This is a genomic window from Vibrio sp. R-1 (genome assembly GCF_035615595.1).
GTDB classification, from domain to species: Bacteria; Pseudomonadota; Gammaproteobacteria; order Enterobacterales; family Vibrionaceae; genus Vibrio; species Vibrio cholerae.
Map to the genome: position 1 here is coordinate 1 of NZ_WPDC01000080.1, position 14,593 is coordinate 14,593.

A 14,593-nucleotide genomic window follows, 5' to 3' on the forward strand; every position below is an offset into this window, starting at 1 on the left:
CGCTTTGGCGGATGCGCAGTTAGAGCCTGTCGCAGAATCGGAAGTTGAACCCGAGCTTGATCTGGCAAGCGATCTCGAAGAGGAAGAAGCCTTTACCGAGCTTAATGAGCTTGATTTGCCCGAGTACACCGAAGAGGATGCCTTGGCGGATGCGCAGTTAGAGCCCTCCGTTGAATCAGAAGTTGAGCCAGAGCTCGGTGATGGGACAGAAACGCTAGCACAAGAGACAGAAAGTGATACGCTGGTTGCCGATGAGGATTTACTGACCAGTGTTGAAAGCGCAGTAGACGAGGTTCAGCCTGAACTTTTGGGCGCGACTCAAGATGTGCCACCGACACAATCTTTGGCTAACAAGGCATTTGATGAAGAAGCGCTGCACGATTGGCTGAGTGATAATCCCGATGGTGAAAAACCGTTTAGCTTTGATCGTCCACTTGATGCTAAAACGATTGATAGCGCGGGCATGGATATTGATGCCATGTTGCAAATGGGCGGCGAAGATTGGAATGGTTTCCACCTAACCCAAGATCAGCAAGCGCAGTTGCCGGATGATGTACCTGAGGATGAGCAAGCGATTTGGGCGAGTGAAACACCGGAGCCGCAAGCGAAGCCTGAAAACTGGGGATCGCAAGAGGATTTGCTGGATTTCGACCCACAGCGTGATGGCTACATGACCATCGACGAGCTCATGGCACAGGTAGAATCGGAAGAGCAAGGCTTAAACCCTGATGAAGAGGAGCTTAAGCTTGATGTGGGTCTGGATGAGTTTCCTGATGTGATTGGTGATATTCGAGATATTGATGTGGATAGTGGTGCGGAAGCAGCTGGTAAGCTGGATTTGGCCAAAATCTACATTGAAATGAACGATGAGAAAGGGGCGATTAAACTGCTCGAAGAGGCGATTGTTGACGGCGATGATGAGATTCGCCAACAAGCTAAACGGCTGATCGATGTGCTGAATGGGCGAGTGTAGCTCCCTCTGATTCTCTCGACACTTTAAAAGGCAGCTTAGCTGCCTTTTACTTTTGTGGTGATTAGAAATTTACTGGCAAACTGTTTATACTTCCCGACCCATTTTTATTGAGACAAACAGCATGAGAATCGCGTTAGGTATTGAGTATGACGGGACTCACTACTACGGTTGGCAGCGCCAGAGAGAAGTCAAAAGTGTCCAAGAAGCGTTAGAAAAGGCGCTGAGTAAGATTGCCAACCATCCAGTGGAAGTGCAGTGTGCTGGGCGAACTGATGCGGGGGTACATGGTACTGGGCAAGTGGTGCACTTTGATACCACCGCCGAACGGCAGATGGTCGCTTGGACCATGGGCGCCAACGCGAATTTGCCGAAGGATATTGCAGTACGCTGGGCGATGGCGGTTCCTGATGAATTTCATGCACGATTCAGTGCCACTGCACGCCGTTATCGTTATGTCATTTACAACCATGTTTATCGCCCGGGGATTTTGAATTCTGGTGTCAGCCATTACCACGGCGAGCTGGATGTTGAAAAAATGCAGCAAGCAGGGCAGTACTTGCTGGGGGAAAATGATTTCACCTCATTTCGTGCGGTGCATTGTCAGTCCCGTAGTCCTTGGCGTAACGTCATGCATCTGAATGTGACGCGTCATAGTCGTTATGTGGTGATTGATATTAAAGCGAATGCGTTCGTGCATCATATGGTACGCAATATCACGGGTAGCTTGATAGCCGTCGGGCGTGGTGAGCAGAAGCCAGAGTGGATTCAATGGTTATTGGCACAAAAAGATCGCACCTTAGCGGCGGCGACGGCCAAAGCGGAAGGGCTCTACTTGGTTTCTGTCGATTACCCTGCGCATTTTGGGTTGCCCGAAATGCCAATTGGGCCACTTTTCTTGCCTGATAATTTGAACTAACAGCTAGTAATTGACTCAAAAATAAACAATATTGTGCTTTGGCTAAAGCGTAGAAATAGGTACAACCAGTTTTTTGTCTACAGTTGGCATTTTCTGTGTTTTAATCCACACGCATTTTTTGTCGAATTTATCTCTCCTGCTGATGGCGGGAGATTGAGAGTAAAAGGTCTTCCATGAGTTGGCTCGAAAAGATTTTAGAGAAAAGCAACATCGTCAGTTCACGCAAAGCCTCTATCCCAGAAGGCGTTTGGACTAAATGTACATCGTGTGAACAAGTGCTTTATTACGCGGAGTTGGAGCGTAACCTAGAAGTTTGTCCTAAGTGTGATCATCACATGCGCATGAAAGCACGCCGCCGTTTGGAAACGTTTCTGGATCAAGGTGAGCGTGTTGAGCTGGGTGAAGAGCTCGAGCCACAAGACAAACTGAAATTTAAAGATTCTAAACGCTACAAAGAGCGTCTTGCTGCGGCGCAAAAAGCCAGTGGTGAGAAGGATGCTCTGGTAGTCATGAAAGGTGCCGTGCTTGGTGTTCCTGTCGTGGCGTGTGCCTTTGAGTTCTCTTTTATGGGCGGCTCAATGGGTTCTGTGGTTGGTGCTCGTTTTGTGCGTGCGGTTGAAGCGGCCATTGAACACAACTGCGGATTAATCTGTTTCTCTGCCAGCGGCGGTGCTCGTATGCAAGAGGCATTAATGTCTCTGATGCAAATGGCCAAAACCAGTGCCGCACTAGAGCGTTTATCGGATAAAGGCTTGCCTTTCATTTCCGTGATGACCGACCCAACCATGGGCGGGGTGTCAGCGAGTTTGGCGATGCTGGGCGATATTAATATCGGTGAGCCCAAAGCATTGATCGGTTTTGCTGGTCGTCGCGTTATTGAGCAAACCGTACGTGAAGAGCTTCCGGAAGGTTTCCAACGCAGTGAGTTCCTGCTAGAGCATGGTGCGATTGATATGATCGTTGATCGCCGAGATATGCGTCAGCGTGTCGCTAGCTTACTGGCGAAAATGACTGGCCAAGTGTCTCCTCTCGTAGTTTCTGTGAACGACGCGCCAAATGAAGCGCCTTATGCGGTACCAGAAGCCAATAAAAAAGGGTAAAGTAAGCGCTAACTAAACCAACGGATTCTATGGTTGTACGTTAGATGACTCAAAAGCCTGTTCCTCAAGCCACATCTCCACTCGCGGTGTGGCTTGATTATTTAGCCCACATACACACTTCCGCCATTGATCTCGGCCTAGAACGTGTTCAAGCCGTCGCTCAAAAAGCCAAACTCACCAAACCAGCGCCCACCGTTATCACGGTGGCGGGCACCAATGGTAAAGGTTCCACCTGTGCATTAATGGAAGCGATTCTACTGCAAGCGGGTTATTCCGTTGGCGTGTACAGTTCTCCGCACTTGATTCGCTATAACGAGCGTGTACGCATCAATGGCCAAGATCTTGCCGATGAGATGCACACCCAAGCGTTTGCGCATATTGAGCAAGAGCGAGGTGACATAAGCTTAAGCCTATTTGAATTCGGTACACTCGCCGCTCTTTATCTTTTTGAGCAGCAGAAAGTCGATGTCTTGCTGCTTGAAGTTGGGTTGGGTGGCCGTTTAGATGCGACCAACGTTGTTGATCACGATGTCAGTGTTATCACCAGCTTAGCGCTCGATCATACCGATTGGCTTGGCAATGACATCGCTGTGATTGGTTATGAGAAAGCGGGCATCTTTCGTTCAGGAAAGCCTGCGATTTGTGGGCAGCCTAAGCCACCCGCAACCGTTGCTGCGCATGCCGATGATATCGGCGCTAAACTGCATCAGGTGGAAATCCAATTTAGTTATGAGAAAACCTCAGCAACGACTTGGAATTGGCGTAGTGGCCGCTTTGAATTGACCGATCTTCCTATCCCATCTCTGCCGTTACCGAATGCGGCAACGGCTTTAATGGCGCTGGGTTGCTCTGGGCTTGCCATCAGCGATATTAATATCGTGGATGGGCTACGGAATGCCCAATTAGCGGGACGAATGCAGGTGATTAGCCATCAACCTACGATAGTGCTTGATGTCGCACATAACCCGCACTCAGCCCATTATCTGGTTCAGCAACTGACACAACGCTACCCAGAGCGCACCATTCATCTGGTGTTTGGGATGTTGCATGATAAAGATATTGCTTCAACGGTGGTCGAGTTAAGCCCGGCGGTGACGCATTGGTATCCCGCTTCGTTGTCTGGCCCTCGTGCGGCTACCGCGGCGCAGCTCTGTCAGTATTTACCTGCGGATATTACTCAATATGCCAATCCTGTGTCGGCATTTGAAGCCGCGTTGACACAGGCTGGGGCACAAGATGTCATTGTAGTTGCGGGCTCTTTCCATACGGTAGGTGAAGTGCTTGAACATTGGCAAAAGAGAGGGGAATAAATGGCCAGTAAATTTCAAAGCCGTTTAGTTGGCACCATAGTGTTGGTCGCCATCGGCGTGATTGTGCTGCCCGATGTGCTTGATGGTAAGAAAACGCATTTTAAAGAAGAGATTGCCAGCGTCCCAATTAAACCGCAGCCGGAAGGCGAGGTAGAAAAGTTTGAAGTGCTGGATCCGGTGCAAGATGACATTGCCTTACCTGAAGCGCCGGTTTCCGTCACTCAGACGGGGCAGGATAATCAAGCCAGTGTTGCACCAGTAACGCCGACGGTGGTGAAAAACAGTGCGCCAGTCAAAGTGGCAGCAGAGCAGCCTGTGCCCGTGATGGTCACTGAGGTTCCAGAAACGAATGAATACCAAGATTCCGCGTGGATCATTCAGTTAGTGGCACTGAAAAATGCCGATAATGCACGCAATCTCGTGGCTGACTTACAAAAGCGTGGTTACCAAGCGCATGTCAAACAAGAGAATGATTTCACCCGAGTGATTATTGGTCCTGATGTTTCAAAATCTAAGTTAGAAACCCAACTCGTGGAATTAGAAAAAATTACCGGTGCTAAAGGTCAATTGCTCAAATTTAAACCACTAAACCCATAAGAAAACGTTTGCGTCGCGTTTTTTTCTGTTAAAATGCGCGCCAACTTAAGATGTAAGAACTCATGAACTGGTTAGATATTGTCATTTTAAGTGTGATCGGCTTGTCTGCGCTGATCAGTCTTGTTCGCGGCTTTGCCAAAGAAGCCCTGTCTTTAGTGATTTGGTTTGGGGCGTTTTATATCGCTTCGGAGTACTACGCCAAACTGGCGGTGTATTTCACCAACATTAAAGATGACATGTTTCGCAATGGAGCGGCGATTGCGGCTCTGTTTGTGGCGACATTGATCGTCGGTGCTATCGTTAACTACGTGATTGCCCAACTGGTCGAAAAAACAGGACTCTCAGGAACCGACAGAATTCTCGGTGTGGTGTTTGGTGCACTACGTGGAGTGTTGATTGTCGCAGCAGGTCTGTTCTTCATGGATGCGTTTACCGCATTTCCAAACACAGAGTGGTGGAAAAGCTCGCAGCTAGTGCCTGAATTCAGTCGCGTTATTGCTCCGTTCTTTGAACACCTAAAAGCAACATCAAGTTTTCTCTCTGGCGCGATTTAGCGCCTGAGACGGTTGAAATCGAGGATTAGGACATGTGTGGTATTGTTGGAATCGTGGGTACAACGCCTGTAAACCAGTCAATTTATGACGCTTTGACGGTCTTGCAGCATCGTGGCCAAGATGCCGCGGGTATTTGTACCATAGAAAGCAATCGTTTTCGTCTGCGTAAGGCAAACGGATTAGTCAGGGATGTCTTTGAAGCGAAACACATGCAACGCCTGCAAGGCAACGTCGGGATCGGCCATGTGCGTTACCCCACCGCAGGTAGCTCTAGCGCCTCAGAAGCTCAACCTTTCTATGTCAACTCTCCTTTCGGTATCACACTTGCTCACAACGGTAATCTGACCAACGCGAACCAAGTGCGTCAAAAGCTGTTTGAAAAAGACCGTCGCCATGTGAATACCACTTCGGATTCAGAGGTGTTGCTCAACGTCCTGGCTCATGAAATTGATACCGTAAAGGGCAATGTCACCGCCGAAGATGTGTTCCGTGCAATCAGCAATGTTCACCGTACCATTCGTGGTGCTTATGCGGTGGCGGCGATGATCATTGGTCACGGTATGATTGCGTTTCGTGACCCACACGGTATTCGCCCATTGTGTCTCGGTAAGCGTGAAGTTAATGGTCAGCTCGAATATATGGTCGCCTCCGAATCGGTCGCACTGGATGCGGTTGGGTTCGACTTCGTGCGAGATGTCGCGCCCGGTGAAGCGATTTATGCCACTTTCGACGGTGAGCTCTACACCAAACAGTGTGCCGATAATCCAGCACTCAACCCATGCATCTTTGAATTTGTCTACTTTGCGCGCCCTGATTCGTTTATCGACAAGATTTCCGTTTACAGCGCTCGTGTAGAGATGGGGAAGCGTTTAGGTGAGCGCATCAAAAACGATTACAGCGATCTTGATATCGATGTAGTCATCCCGATTCCCGAAACCTCTTGTGATATCGCCCTACAAATTGCACAGGCGATTGATAAACCATATCGCCAAGGCTTTGTTAAAAACCGCTATGTTGGCCGAACCTTTATCATGCCGGGTCAGCAGCAACGTAAGAAATCGGTACGCCGTAAACTCAATGCGATTCGCTCAGAGTTTAAAGATAAAAACGTACTACTGGTGGATGATTCTATCGTGCGTGGCACTACCTCAGAGCAGATCATTGAGATGGCTCGTGATTCTGGGGCGAAGAAAGTCTACATCGTCTCTGCTGCCCCTGAGATTCGCTTCCCGAACGTGTATGGTATTGATATGCCAAGTGCCAATGAGCTGATTGCTCATGGTCGTGATAACGATGCTATCTGTAAGCAGATTGGTGCCGATGCCTTGATATTCCAAACTTTAGAGGATTTGGTGGAAGCGGTTCGCTGTGGCAACCCTGATATCGTCAAGTTTGAAGCTTCGGTCTTTAATGGCGAATACGTGACGGGTGACATCGATCAGCAGTACTTAGATTTTCTCGAGTCGATGCGCAGTGATGACGCGAAAGTGCAGCGTGAAATTCAACAAGATCTGGCTAACCTTGAGCTGCATAACGAAGGTGCTTAAGCAAACAAACGGGTTCGGATAATCATCAAAAAGGCTTCCTGCGGGAAGCCTTTTTCGTTATCCCCCTCACGACCGCTACGCTTTGGTGAGGGGATGAGGTGATGGTTGGACTCTCGGTTAGCGGAGGTTACAGCACCATGGCGGCAATCCAACCGAATACGATGAGTGGCAGATTGTAGTGAATAAAGGTTGGCACAACGGTTTCCCAAATATGCTCGTGCTGACCATCCGCATTGAGGCCGGATGTTGGGCCTAAGGTTGAATCGGACGCAGGAGATCCTGCATCTCCTAACGCAGCGGCGGTACCGACCAGAGCAACGGTGGCCATTGGGGAAAAACCAAACGAAAGACACAGCGGCACATAGATGGTCGCGATGATCGGAATGGTTGAGAATGACGAGCCGATGCCCATAGTCACCAACAAACCTACGACTAACATCAGCAGAGCTGCTAGAGCTTTATTGTCACCAATGCTGGTGGAAAGCGAAGTGACCAGCGTTTCAACGCCGCCAGTGGCTTTCATCACTGCGGCAAAACCGGCCGCAGAAATCATGATAAAGCCAATCATCGCCATCATATGCACGCCTCTTGTGAACACATCATGCGTCTCTTTCCACGCAATCACGCCCCCAAAAGTGAATACCATAAAGCCTGCTAGTGCGCCAATGATCATAGACCCCGTCAACAATTGCACCGCTAATGCAGCCACAATGCCGACACCCGCAATCGCAATATGCTGTTTATTGATCGACGAGCTTTCTTGTTGCACTACGGTCAATTCCGTTTCTTGATACTCACGAGGTTTGCGATAGCTAAAAAGTACCGCCAGCAACAGACCAAAAATCATCCCGGCAGCGGGCAAAATCATCGCCGTGGGAACTTGGCTTGCGGTGATGCTTTCCAAACCATTTTCATGCAGGTTTTTTAGCAAAATGTTGTTGAGGAAAATGCCCCCAAAACCGACAGGAAGCACCATGTAAGGTGTGATCAAGCCAAAAGTGAGGACGCAGGCGACTAAGCGACGGTCGAGTTTCAGCTTAGCAAAGACACTCAGGAGCGGCGGGATCAAAATGGGGATAAACGCAATGTGGACGGGGATGACGTTTTGTGAGGCCATCGCCATCAGCAGTAAAGAGATGAGTACGAGGTATTTTAACCCGGTTGATGCTGCGTGACTTTCTTGGCCGTGAATGCGACGAATTACACTCTGCGCCAGTAAATCGGTGATCCCCGATTTCGAAATGGCCACTGCAAAGGTGCCAAGCATGGCGTAACTCAGGGCGATCGTAGCACCACCACCCAAACCGCTTTCAAACGCGGCAACGGTTTCATTCAAACTCATACCAGCGACTAAACCACCGACCACGGCACTGAACGTCAAAGCAACCACGACGTTCACCCGCATCAGGGCTAGCAGCAGCATGACACAAACGGAAATGACTACTGGATTCATATTTTTTCTCGGGATGTTTTGTATCCCCAGCCTACTTGAAGAAGCAAGAAGGGTAGGGATGGGCCTGATTGGTTAAAGCGGTCCATGGGTAGAACGAGCTTCAATCTAAATCGGCATCGTTGTTATTGTCCTCATCATCATTGACCAATGGCCAGCCACCTAAAGCTTTCCACTGGTTGACAATGGTGCAGAACAGCTCTGCAGTTTTTTGGGTATCGTACAAGGCGGAATGTGCCTCGCGATTGTCAAATTCCATCCCAGCAGTTTTACAGGCTTTAGCCAGCACGGTCTGCCCGAAAGCAAGACCACTTAGCGTTGCCGTGTCAAACGTGGCAAAGGGATGGAAAGGAACACGTTTTAATTTACAACGTTCGCTCGCTGCCATCACGAAACTGTGATCGAAATGCGCGTTATGCGCCACAATAATGGCGCGACTGCAATCTGCGGCTTTTTGCTCTTTGCGAACCAGTTTGTAAATCTCTTTTAATGCATGATCTTCACTCACCGCCCCCCGTAGTGGGCTAAACGGATCGTAAATGCCAGTAAATTCTAGTGCGGCTTTTTCGAGATTCGCGCCTTCAAAGGGTTCGACATGAAAATGGATAGTACTTGCTGGGTGTAAATCGCCGTTTTCATCCATACTCAAGGTGACAGCACAAATTTCTAAAAGCGCATCGGTTTGCGCATTGAATCCTGCGGTCTCTACATCGATAACCACAGGAAAATAGCCACGAAAGCGTTTTTTCAAGGTTAGCGCGTCATTTTTATCAGTCATGCGGGTTCTAAATTGTGTGATAAGGCTGGCATTATTGCAGATTCTGCGGTGGAGCAAAACCTAGCTTATCTAAATCGCGGCAATTAATTGTTCAATAAAGAGAAGCGATAAGGTTGAAAGGAATGCATTCACGGCTGTTTTGCGGTAACCAAGTTGTTTGGGAACCGTCATGCCAGTATCGTGCTGGCTAGATTTTTGCATCATCTCCACCAAGTCTCGCAGGCGGCAAATTATCGCCTGAGCATGCAGTATCAGTAGTGAGAAAAAGTATTTATGAATAAATGGGTTATCACAAGTTTGTTTGCCATGAGCACGTTATCAGCGTCTGTCGCTTCGGCGTTGGAAGTGCGTTATGTGGCAACACCACAACAGTCTACGTGGCAAATGGCAACCAATACTCCGTTGGAATGCCGCCTTGTGCACCCGATCCCCAACTATGGTGACGCCGAGTTTTCGTCTCGCGCTGGCAAGAAAATCAATCTCGACTTTGAATTAAAAATGCGTCGCCCAATGGGGGATACCCGCAATGTCAGCCTAGTCTCTATGCCTCCGGTTTGGCGGCCGGGGGAAGGCGCAGATCGCATCACGAATCTGCAGTTTTTCAAACAGTTTGATGGTTATATTGGTGGACAGACCGCGTGGTCGTTACTCAGTGAACTGGAAAAGGGGCGCTACCCGACCTTCAGTTATCAAGATTGGCAAAGCCGCGATCAACGTATTGAGGTTGCGCTCTCTTCAGTGCTGTTTCAGCAACCCTACAATGAGTTTAGTGACTGTATTTCTAAGCTATTGCCTTACAGCTTTGAAGACATCTCGTTTACGATTTTACACTACGACCAAGGCACCAGTGTTGAGTTGAATAAAGCGTCACAAAAGCGTTTGGCACAGATCGCTGAATATGTACGCTATAACCAAGATATTGATTTAGTGCTGGTTTCCACCTATACCGATTCAACAGACACCAATAACAATAGCCAAAATCTATCGGAACAACGGGCTGAGGTACTGCGCGAATACTTTAAATCGATCGGGTTGCCGGAAGATCGCATTCAAGTGCAGGGCTATGGCAAACGTCGGCCGATTGCCGATAACGCTTCGCCGATTGGTAAAGACAAAAACCGCCGCGTGGTGATTTCACTAGGCCGCACTCAGGTGTGATAGCGAGCCACACCTGAATTGGGAGAGCGCATTGGTTGGGTGATACCGTTAATTGAGGCGAAATTGAGCAATAATCTCGCATTTCGAGGCGGTATCTATATGTTGCACCATGCGTGCGATCTCTGGATTGGGGTGGCGCTTCATAAAATCGAGCAGCGCTTTACGACAGCAGCCTAAAGAGTCAACAAAAGCTTCACAGCCTGGCTTATGGCACTGAGGGATCAGCGTGAGGACGCGCTCTGAGGCTAGTTGTAGGTATTTAAGCTCGTATTGGTTATCGCCCATGGTGCGCCAAAACTTGGCCATGTTATGACAAGAGATAACCGAGATCATCATGCGATCTTCCATGTCAATCTCTTCACTTTCATCCAACTGTTGGCTGACGGTGAGCGCTTGTTGATAGTGAAGAATGCTGCGCAGGTGGTCTGACTCCTGCATAGCGATATCGGCTAATAGGGTATGCCTTTCCCACTCTTTTATATTCATCACACCTTCTCCTTGATTATCTGTTGCCTCAGATTAATTGATAATTATTATCATGTAAATGGCAGGAATTGTGTGGGAATTACGCATTGCAGAGAAAGGGTGAAAGAACAGCGTGCAAAAAAATGCCGTCCATAAGACGGCATCATGCATCAGAATCGGCGATTAGCCTTCAAGACCTGCATGGGCTTGCTTGTTTTGGATAAGCTCAATCATGTAACCATCAGGGTCTTTCACGAAAGCGATGTGAGTTGTCCCGCCTTTCACTGGGCCTGGTTCACGGGTTACAATGCCTCCCGCTGCTTTGATGGTATCGCAAGTCGCATAAATATCATCAACCCCAATCGCGATATGGCCGTATGCGTTGCCTTTCTCATAGTCCGCCACGCCCCAGTTGTAGGTCAGTTCAATGACCGCACCTTGGGATTCATCACCATAACCTAAGAAGGCGAGGGTGTATTTGTACTCAGTATTCTCATTTTTGCGCAGCAGGCTCATACCCATTACTTGAGTATAGAATTCGATCGATTTATCCAAATCGCCGACGCGTAGCATGGTGTGCAAAATACGATGGTTGGACATTAAGAGCTCCTTACTTTCCGGATAACGGTTTTTTGGGAAATTAGCTTTCTGGGTACACTTTATCTTTGAATTCACAAAGATCTTCGATAATGCAACTGCCACAACGTGGTTTGCGCGCGACACAGGTGTAACGGCCATGCAGAATCAGCCAGTGGTGCACATCGAGTTTAAACTCATTAGGTACGACTTTGAGTAGCTTGTGCTCTACTTCGTCGACGTTTTTGCCGACCGCAAATTTGGTGCGATTGGAGACGCGAAAGATGTGCGTATCGACCGCAATAGTCGGCCAGCCAAAGGCGGTATTCAACACCACATTGGCGGTTTTACGCCCAACGCCAGGCAGCGCTTCTAATGCTTCACGATCTTCCGGCACTTCACCTTGATGCTTTTCAAGCAAAATACGGCAAGTTTTGATGACGTTTTCGGCTTTAGAGTTAAATAAACCAATGGTTTTTATGTACTCTTTGACGCCATCAACACCTAGATCAAGCATGGCTTGTAGCGTATTGGCCACTGCATACAGTTTATCGGTGGCTTTGTTGACGCTGACATCGGTCGCTTGCGCGGAGAGCAGCACCGCAATCAGCAACTCAAAGGGGGAGTTCCAGTTTAATTCGGTTTCGGGTTTTGGGTTGTTAGCCCTCAGCCGTTCTAAAATTTCAATCCGTTTCGCGTTATTCATTAGACGGGTTGGCTTCCTTGATCAGGTTAGACATTGGTCACGCGTGCACGCTCTATGGCTTGCTTTTGTTGTTTTGGTTGGCGAGCGGCAATCTGTTTATCAATCACACTTTTGGCGGCGATCAAAAAGCCCACCCCGATGAAGGCTCCGGGGGGCAACAGTGCCAGCAAAAAGGCGCTGTCAAAGTGAAACACTTCGATGCGTAGAACTTTAGCCCATTCTCCGAGTAGCAGGTCCGCGCCATCGAACAGCGTGCCATTGCCGATGATTTCGCGCAGTGATCCGAGCACAACCAGTACTGAGGTCATCCCCAATCCCATCCAAAATCCGTCTAACGCGGCTGGGAGCACATCATTTTTTGAAGCAAACGCTTCAGCACGACCTATGATGATGCAGTTGGTCACAATCAGCGGAATAAAAATGCCGAGCGAGAGATAAAGCCCGTAAGCGTAGGCGTTCATCAGTAACTGTACGCAAGTCACCAGCGAAGCGATGATCATCACGAACACCGGAATTCGGACTTCTTTCGGCACATAATCACGCACGAGAGAGACGGTGACATTCGAGCCGACGAGAACAAGAAGCGTAGCGATGCCTAATCCGAGGGCATTGGTCACGGTGGAGGAAACGGCGAGCAGCGGACACAATCCCAGTAATTGCACTAAGGCTGGGTTGTTGTTCCACATACCATTTAACATCAGAGTTCGGTTTTCACTCATGTTATTGACCCTCACACGGATTCGGCTGATTGTGCAGCTGTTGTTGATGTTGGTTGACATACTCCACGGCTTTTTTGACCGCCAGTACGACAGCGCGAGGAGTAATGGTTGCACCCGTAAATTGGTCAAACTGACCGCCATCTTTACGTACTTTCCAGTCATCCTGATTATCGGCGGTGACTTGTTGGCCGTTAAAGCCTAATACCCAATTACTGATGCGTAAATCAATCTTATCACCTAGCCCCGGTGTTTCTTGGTGGGCAAGTACACGCACACCAAGTACGGTGCCGTTATTGGCGATCCCGACGATCAATTTTATTTCACCGTTATAACCATCGGGGGCAATGGTCTCAATCGCAATGGCTGTGGGCTGTCCGTCACGTTGCGCCAGATAAGCATGCATGGTTTTGGCTGTACCGAGTTTGTCATCATTGACTAAAGTACAGGCTTGCGCCAGAGGGTTATCGTGATACTTATGTGGGATCACTTGGTTGAGAACCTGCAGTAGCTGCTTTTGCTCTTGTTGTTGAATTTGCTCTGCGGTGAGGGCGTAAGTCAGCGCCACCAAACCCGTTGAAACACAGGCAAAGACGGCGAGAATCAGGCCATTTTTTCGAATTGCTGTCAGCATAAGTCGCGCTCTTAGTGTCCGTAAGTTCTCGGTTTGGTGTAGTAGTCAATCAGCGGTACGCACATGTTGGCGAGCAGTACGGCAAAGGCGACACCATCAGGGAAGCCGCCCCAACTACGGATCAGAAACACCATTGCACCGATGAAGAAACCGTAAATCAAGCGGCCTTTATCCGTCGTGCTGGCGCTGACCGGATCGGTCGCGATAAAAAATGCGCCCAGCATGGTTGCGCCCGAGAGTAGATGGATCATGGGGGACGCGGTTGTTCCTGGTGCAAAAAGTTGTGCCAGTAACGCTGTGAAAACCAAACCTGCCAGCATTGCCATTGGAATGTGCCAACGGATAATACGCAGTTTCAGCAGAATCAGGCCACCGAGTAGATAGGCAATATTGACCCATTCCCAACCGATACCCGCAAAGCCACTAAACTGAGGCTGGGTCAAGGTTTCACTCATGGTATGTCCTGCTTTGAGCGAGGTCTTGATCGCATCGAGCGGGGTTGCCATGGTAATGCCATCGATGCCCGTACGGATTTGCTGTAGCGATAGACCATCACTGTCAAAACCGCCGAAGATCAGTGAGAACGAGTCTACCAGTGAGCTTGGTTCGGCGGTTAACTTAATGGGCGCCATCCAACTGGTCATCTGAACCGGAAAGGAGATCAACAACACTACGTAGGCGATCATCGCTGGGTTAAAAGGGTTTTGCCCAAGTCCACCATACAAATGTTTGGCAATCACGATCGCAAAAATCAGACCGATCACGACGACCCACCAGGGTGAGAGGGGCGGGATAGCGACCGCGAGTAACCATGCGGTAACCACCGCACTGTAATCGCGCAGTGCTGAGATTGGTGATCGTTTACGCAGCAGCATAATGCCCGCTTCGAGTGCCACCGCGACCGAGATGGCCAGCAGTAACTGGATCAGTGTGCCGTAGCCAAAAAAGTAGGTCTGAGCGATCAGGCCGGGAAGTGCGCAGGCTAATACCCAACGCATAACGTCAGCCGTGCTGCGCTTACTGCGTAAATGTGGGGAGCTAGCAATAAAGAAGGCCACTAGTCTTTCTCCTCAGCGTTTAAATTAGATGATGATTGTTGGGCGGCTTTCCGTG

At 49.1% G+C, this 14,593-nt stretch carries 17 protein-coding genes; 8 read left to right on the forward strand and 9 right to left on the reverse strand.

Features of this window, described 5'->3' with window-relative positions; genetic code table 11:
* The 7 genes from GOU96_RS14150 to purF form a co-directional block, all read left to right on the forward strand.
* Positions 1 to 973: FimV/HubP family polar landmark protein (locus GOU96_RS14150; protein WP_324701986.1), on the forward strand; the 973-nt coding region annotated here is incomplete at its 5' end.
* Positions 974 to 1,094: 121 nt separating this feature from the next.
* Positions 1,095 to 1,889: a tRNA pseudouridine(38-40) synthase TruA gene (gene truA, locus GOU96_RS14155; protein WP_001216996.1), complete on the forward strand. Its 795-nt coding sequence runs from the start codon at positions 1,095 to 1,097 to the stop codon at positions 1,887 to 1,889.
* Positions 1,890 to 2,062: 173 nt separating this feature from the next.
* Positions 2,063 to 2,989: an acetyl-CoA carboxylase, carboxyltransferase subunit beta gene (accD, locus tag GOU96_RS14160; protein ID WP_000118595.1), complete on the forward strand. Its 927-nt coding sequence runs from the start codon at positions 2,063 to 2,065 to the stop codon at positions 2,987 to 2,989.
* A 44-nt stretch (positions 2,990 to 3,033) separates the two neighbouring features.
* The gene (folC, locus tag GOU96_RS14165) at positions 3,034 to 4,299 is read left to right on the forward strand and encodes a bifunctional tetrahydrofolate synthase/dihydrofolate synthase (RefSeq protein WP_000192375.1); all 1,266 of its coding nucleotides are present in this window, start codon (positions 3,034 to 3,036) and stop codon (positions 4,297 to 4,299) included.
* Positions 4,300 to 4,896 carry an SPOR domain-containing protein gene (locus GOU96_RS14170; RefSeq protein WP_000157054.1) on the forward strand — a complete coding sequence of 199 codons (597 nt, stop codon included), beginning with the start codon at positions 4,300 to 4,302 and terminating at the stop codon, positions 4,894 to 4,896.
* A 62-nt stretch (positions 4,897 to 4,958) separates the two neighbouring features.
* Entirely contained in the window at positions 4,959 to 5,450 is a 492-nt protein-coding gene (locus tag GOU96_RS14175; protein ID WP_001104251.1) for a CvpA family protein, read from the forward strand.
* A 32-nt stretch (positions 5,451 to 5,482) separates the two neighbouring features.
* Entirely contained in the window at positions 5,483 to 6,997 is a 1,515-nt protein-coding gene (gene purF, locus GOU96_RS14180) for an amidophosphoribosyltransferase (RefSeq protein WP_000334237.1), read from the forward strand.
* A 127-nt stretch (positions 6,998 to 7,124) separates the two neighbouring features.
* Here the strand turns inward: purF and GOU96_RS14185 are convergent, their stop codons facing one another.
* The 3 genes from GOU96_RS14185 to GOU96_RS14195 form a co-directional block, all read right to left on the reverse strand.
* Positions 7,125 to 8,450 carry a Na+/H+ antiporter family protein gene (locus GOU96_RS14185; RefSeq protein WP_001880817.1) on the reverse strand — a complete coding sequence of 442 codons (1,326 nt, stop codon included), beginning with the start codon at positions 8,448 to 8,450 and terminating at the stop codon, positions 7,125 to 7,127.
* Positions 8,451 to 8,550: 100 nt separating this feature from the next.
* The gene (rnt, locus tag GOU96_RS14190) at positions 8,551 to 9,225 is read right to left on the reverse strand and encodes a ribonuclease T (RefSeq protein ID WP_000130223.1); all 675 of its coding nucleotides are present in this window, start codon (positions 9,223 to 9,225) and stop codon (positions 8,551 to 8,553) included.
* Positions 9,226 to 9,294: 69 nt separating this feature from the next.
* Entirely contained in the window at positions 9,295 to 9,426 is a 132-nt protein-coding gene (locus GOU96_RS14195; protein WP_001172787.1) for a hypothetical protein, read from the reverse strand.
* A gap of 72 nt (positions 9,427 to 9,498) precedes the next feature.
* Here GOU96_RS14195 and motY point away from each other — a divergent pair, with 72 nt between their 5' ends.
* Positions 9,499 to 10,383, forward strand: coding sequence for a flagellar protein MotY (gene motY, locus GOU96_RS14200; RefSeq protein ID WP_042989218.1), 885 nt, complete (start codon positions 9,499 to 9,501; stop codon positions 10,381 to 10,383).
* Between the two features lie 48 nt (positions 10,384 to 10,431).
* On the opposite strand, the gene GOU96_RS14205 is transcribed toward motY, so the two are convergent.
* From GOU96_RS14205 to rsxD, 6 genes are all read right to left on the reverse strand, one after another.
* On the reverse strand, positions 10,432 to 10,869 hold the full coding sequence (locus GOU96_RS14205; RefSeq protein ID WP_001021927.1) for a DUF2753 domain-containing protein: 438 nt from the start codon (positions 10,867 to 10,869) through the stop codon (positions 10,432 to 10,434).
* Between the two features lie 162 nt (positions 10,870 to 11,031).
* Positions 11,032 to 11,448, reverse strand: coding sequence for a lactoylglutathione lyase (gloA, locus tag GOU96_RS14210; RefSeq protein ID WP_000064966.1), 417 nt, complete (start codon positions 11,446 to 11,448; stop codon positions 11,032 to 11,034).
* A 40-nt stretch (positions 11,449 to 11,488) separates the two neighbouring features.
* Positions 11,489 to 12,130: an endonuclease III gene (gene nth / locus GOU96_RS14215; RefSeq protein WP_267782847.1), complete on the reverse strand. Its 642-nt coding sequence runs from the start codon at positions 12,128 to 12,130 to the stop codon at positions 11,489 to 11,491.
* A gap of 26 nt (positions 12,131 to 12,156) precedes the next feature.
* Positions 12,157 to 12,849, reverse strand: a complete 693-nt coding sequence (locus tag GOU96_RS14220; RefSeq protein ID WP_001293888.1) for an electron transport complex subunit E — start codon at positions 12,847 to 12,849, stop codon at positions 12,157 to 12,159.
* Position 12,850: 1 nt separating this feature from the next.
* The gene (gene rsxG, locus GOU96_RS14225) at positions 12,851 to 13,480 is read right to left on the reverse strand and encodes an electron transport complex subunit RsxG (protein WP_000954368.1); all 630 of its coding nucleotides are present in this window, start codon (positions 13,478 to 13,480) and stop codon (positions 12,851 to 12,853) included.
* Positions 13,481 to 13,491: 11 nt separating this feature from the next.
* Positions 13,492 to 14,538, reverse strand: a complete 1,047-nt coding sequence (rsxD, locus tag GOU96_RS14230; RefSeq protein ID WP_000863732.1) for an electron transport complex subunit RsxD — start codon at positions 14,536 to 14,538, stop codon at positions 13,492 to 13,494.
* Positions 14,539 to 14,593 lie beyond the last annotated feature (55 nt).

Coding starts and splice junctions, on each gene's coding strand:
- truA (WP_001216996.1), top strand. CDS start 1,095: ATGAGAATCGCGTTAGGTATTGAGTATGACGGGACTCACTACTACGGT.
- accD (WP_000118595.1), top strand. CDS start 2,063: ATGAGTTGGCTCGAAAAGATTTTAGAGAAAAGCAACATCGTCAGTTCA.
- folC (WP_000192375.1), top strand. CDS start 3,034: ATGACTCAAAAGCCTGTTCCTCAAGCCACATCTCCACTCGCGGTGTGG.
- GOU96_RS14170 (WP_000157054.1), top strand. CDS start 4,300: ATGGCCAGTAAATTTCAAAGCCGTTTAGTTGGCACCATAGTGTTGGTC.
- GOU96_RS14175 (WP_001104251.1), top strand. CDS start 4,959: ATGAACTGGTTAGATATTGTCATTTTAAGTGTGATCGGCTTGTCTGCG.
- purF (WP_000334237.1), top strand. CDS start 5,483: ATGTGTGGTATTGTTGGAATCGTGGGTACAACGCCTGTAAACCAGTCA.
- GOU96_RS14185 (WP_001880817.1), bottom strand. CDS start 8,450: ATGAATCCAGTAGTCATTTCCGTTTGTGTCATGCTGCTGCTAGCCCTG.
- rnt (WP_000130223.1), bottom strand. CDS start 9,225: ATGACTGATAAAAATGACGCGCTAACCTTGAAAAAACGCTTTCGTGGC.
- GOU96_RS14195 (WP_001172787.1), bottom strand. CDS start 9,426: ATGCAAAAATCTAGCCAGCACGATACTGGCATGACGGTTCCCAAACAA.
- motY (WP_042989218.1), top strand. CDS start 9,499: ATGAATAAATGGGTTATCACAAGTTTGTTTGCCATGAGCACGTTATCA.
- GOU96_RS14205 (WP_001021927.1), bottom strand. CDS start 10,869: ATGAATATAAAAGAGTGGGAAAGGCATACCCTATTAGCCGATATCGCT.
- gloA (WP_000064966.1), bottom strand. CDS start 11,448: ATGTCCAACCATCGTATTTTGCACACCATGCTACGCGTCGGCGATTTG.
- nth (WP_267782847.1), bottom strand. CDS start 12,130: ATGAATAACGCGAAACGGATTGAAATTTTAGAACGGCTGAGGGCTAAC.
- GOU96_RS14220 (WP_001293888.1), bottom strand. CDS start 12,849: ATGAGTGAAAACCGAACTCTGATGTTAAATGGTATGTGGAACAACAAC.
- rsxG (WP_000954368.1), bottom strand. CDS start 13,480: ATGCTGACAGCAATTCGAAAAAATGGCCTGATTCTCGCCGTCTTTGCC.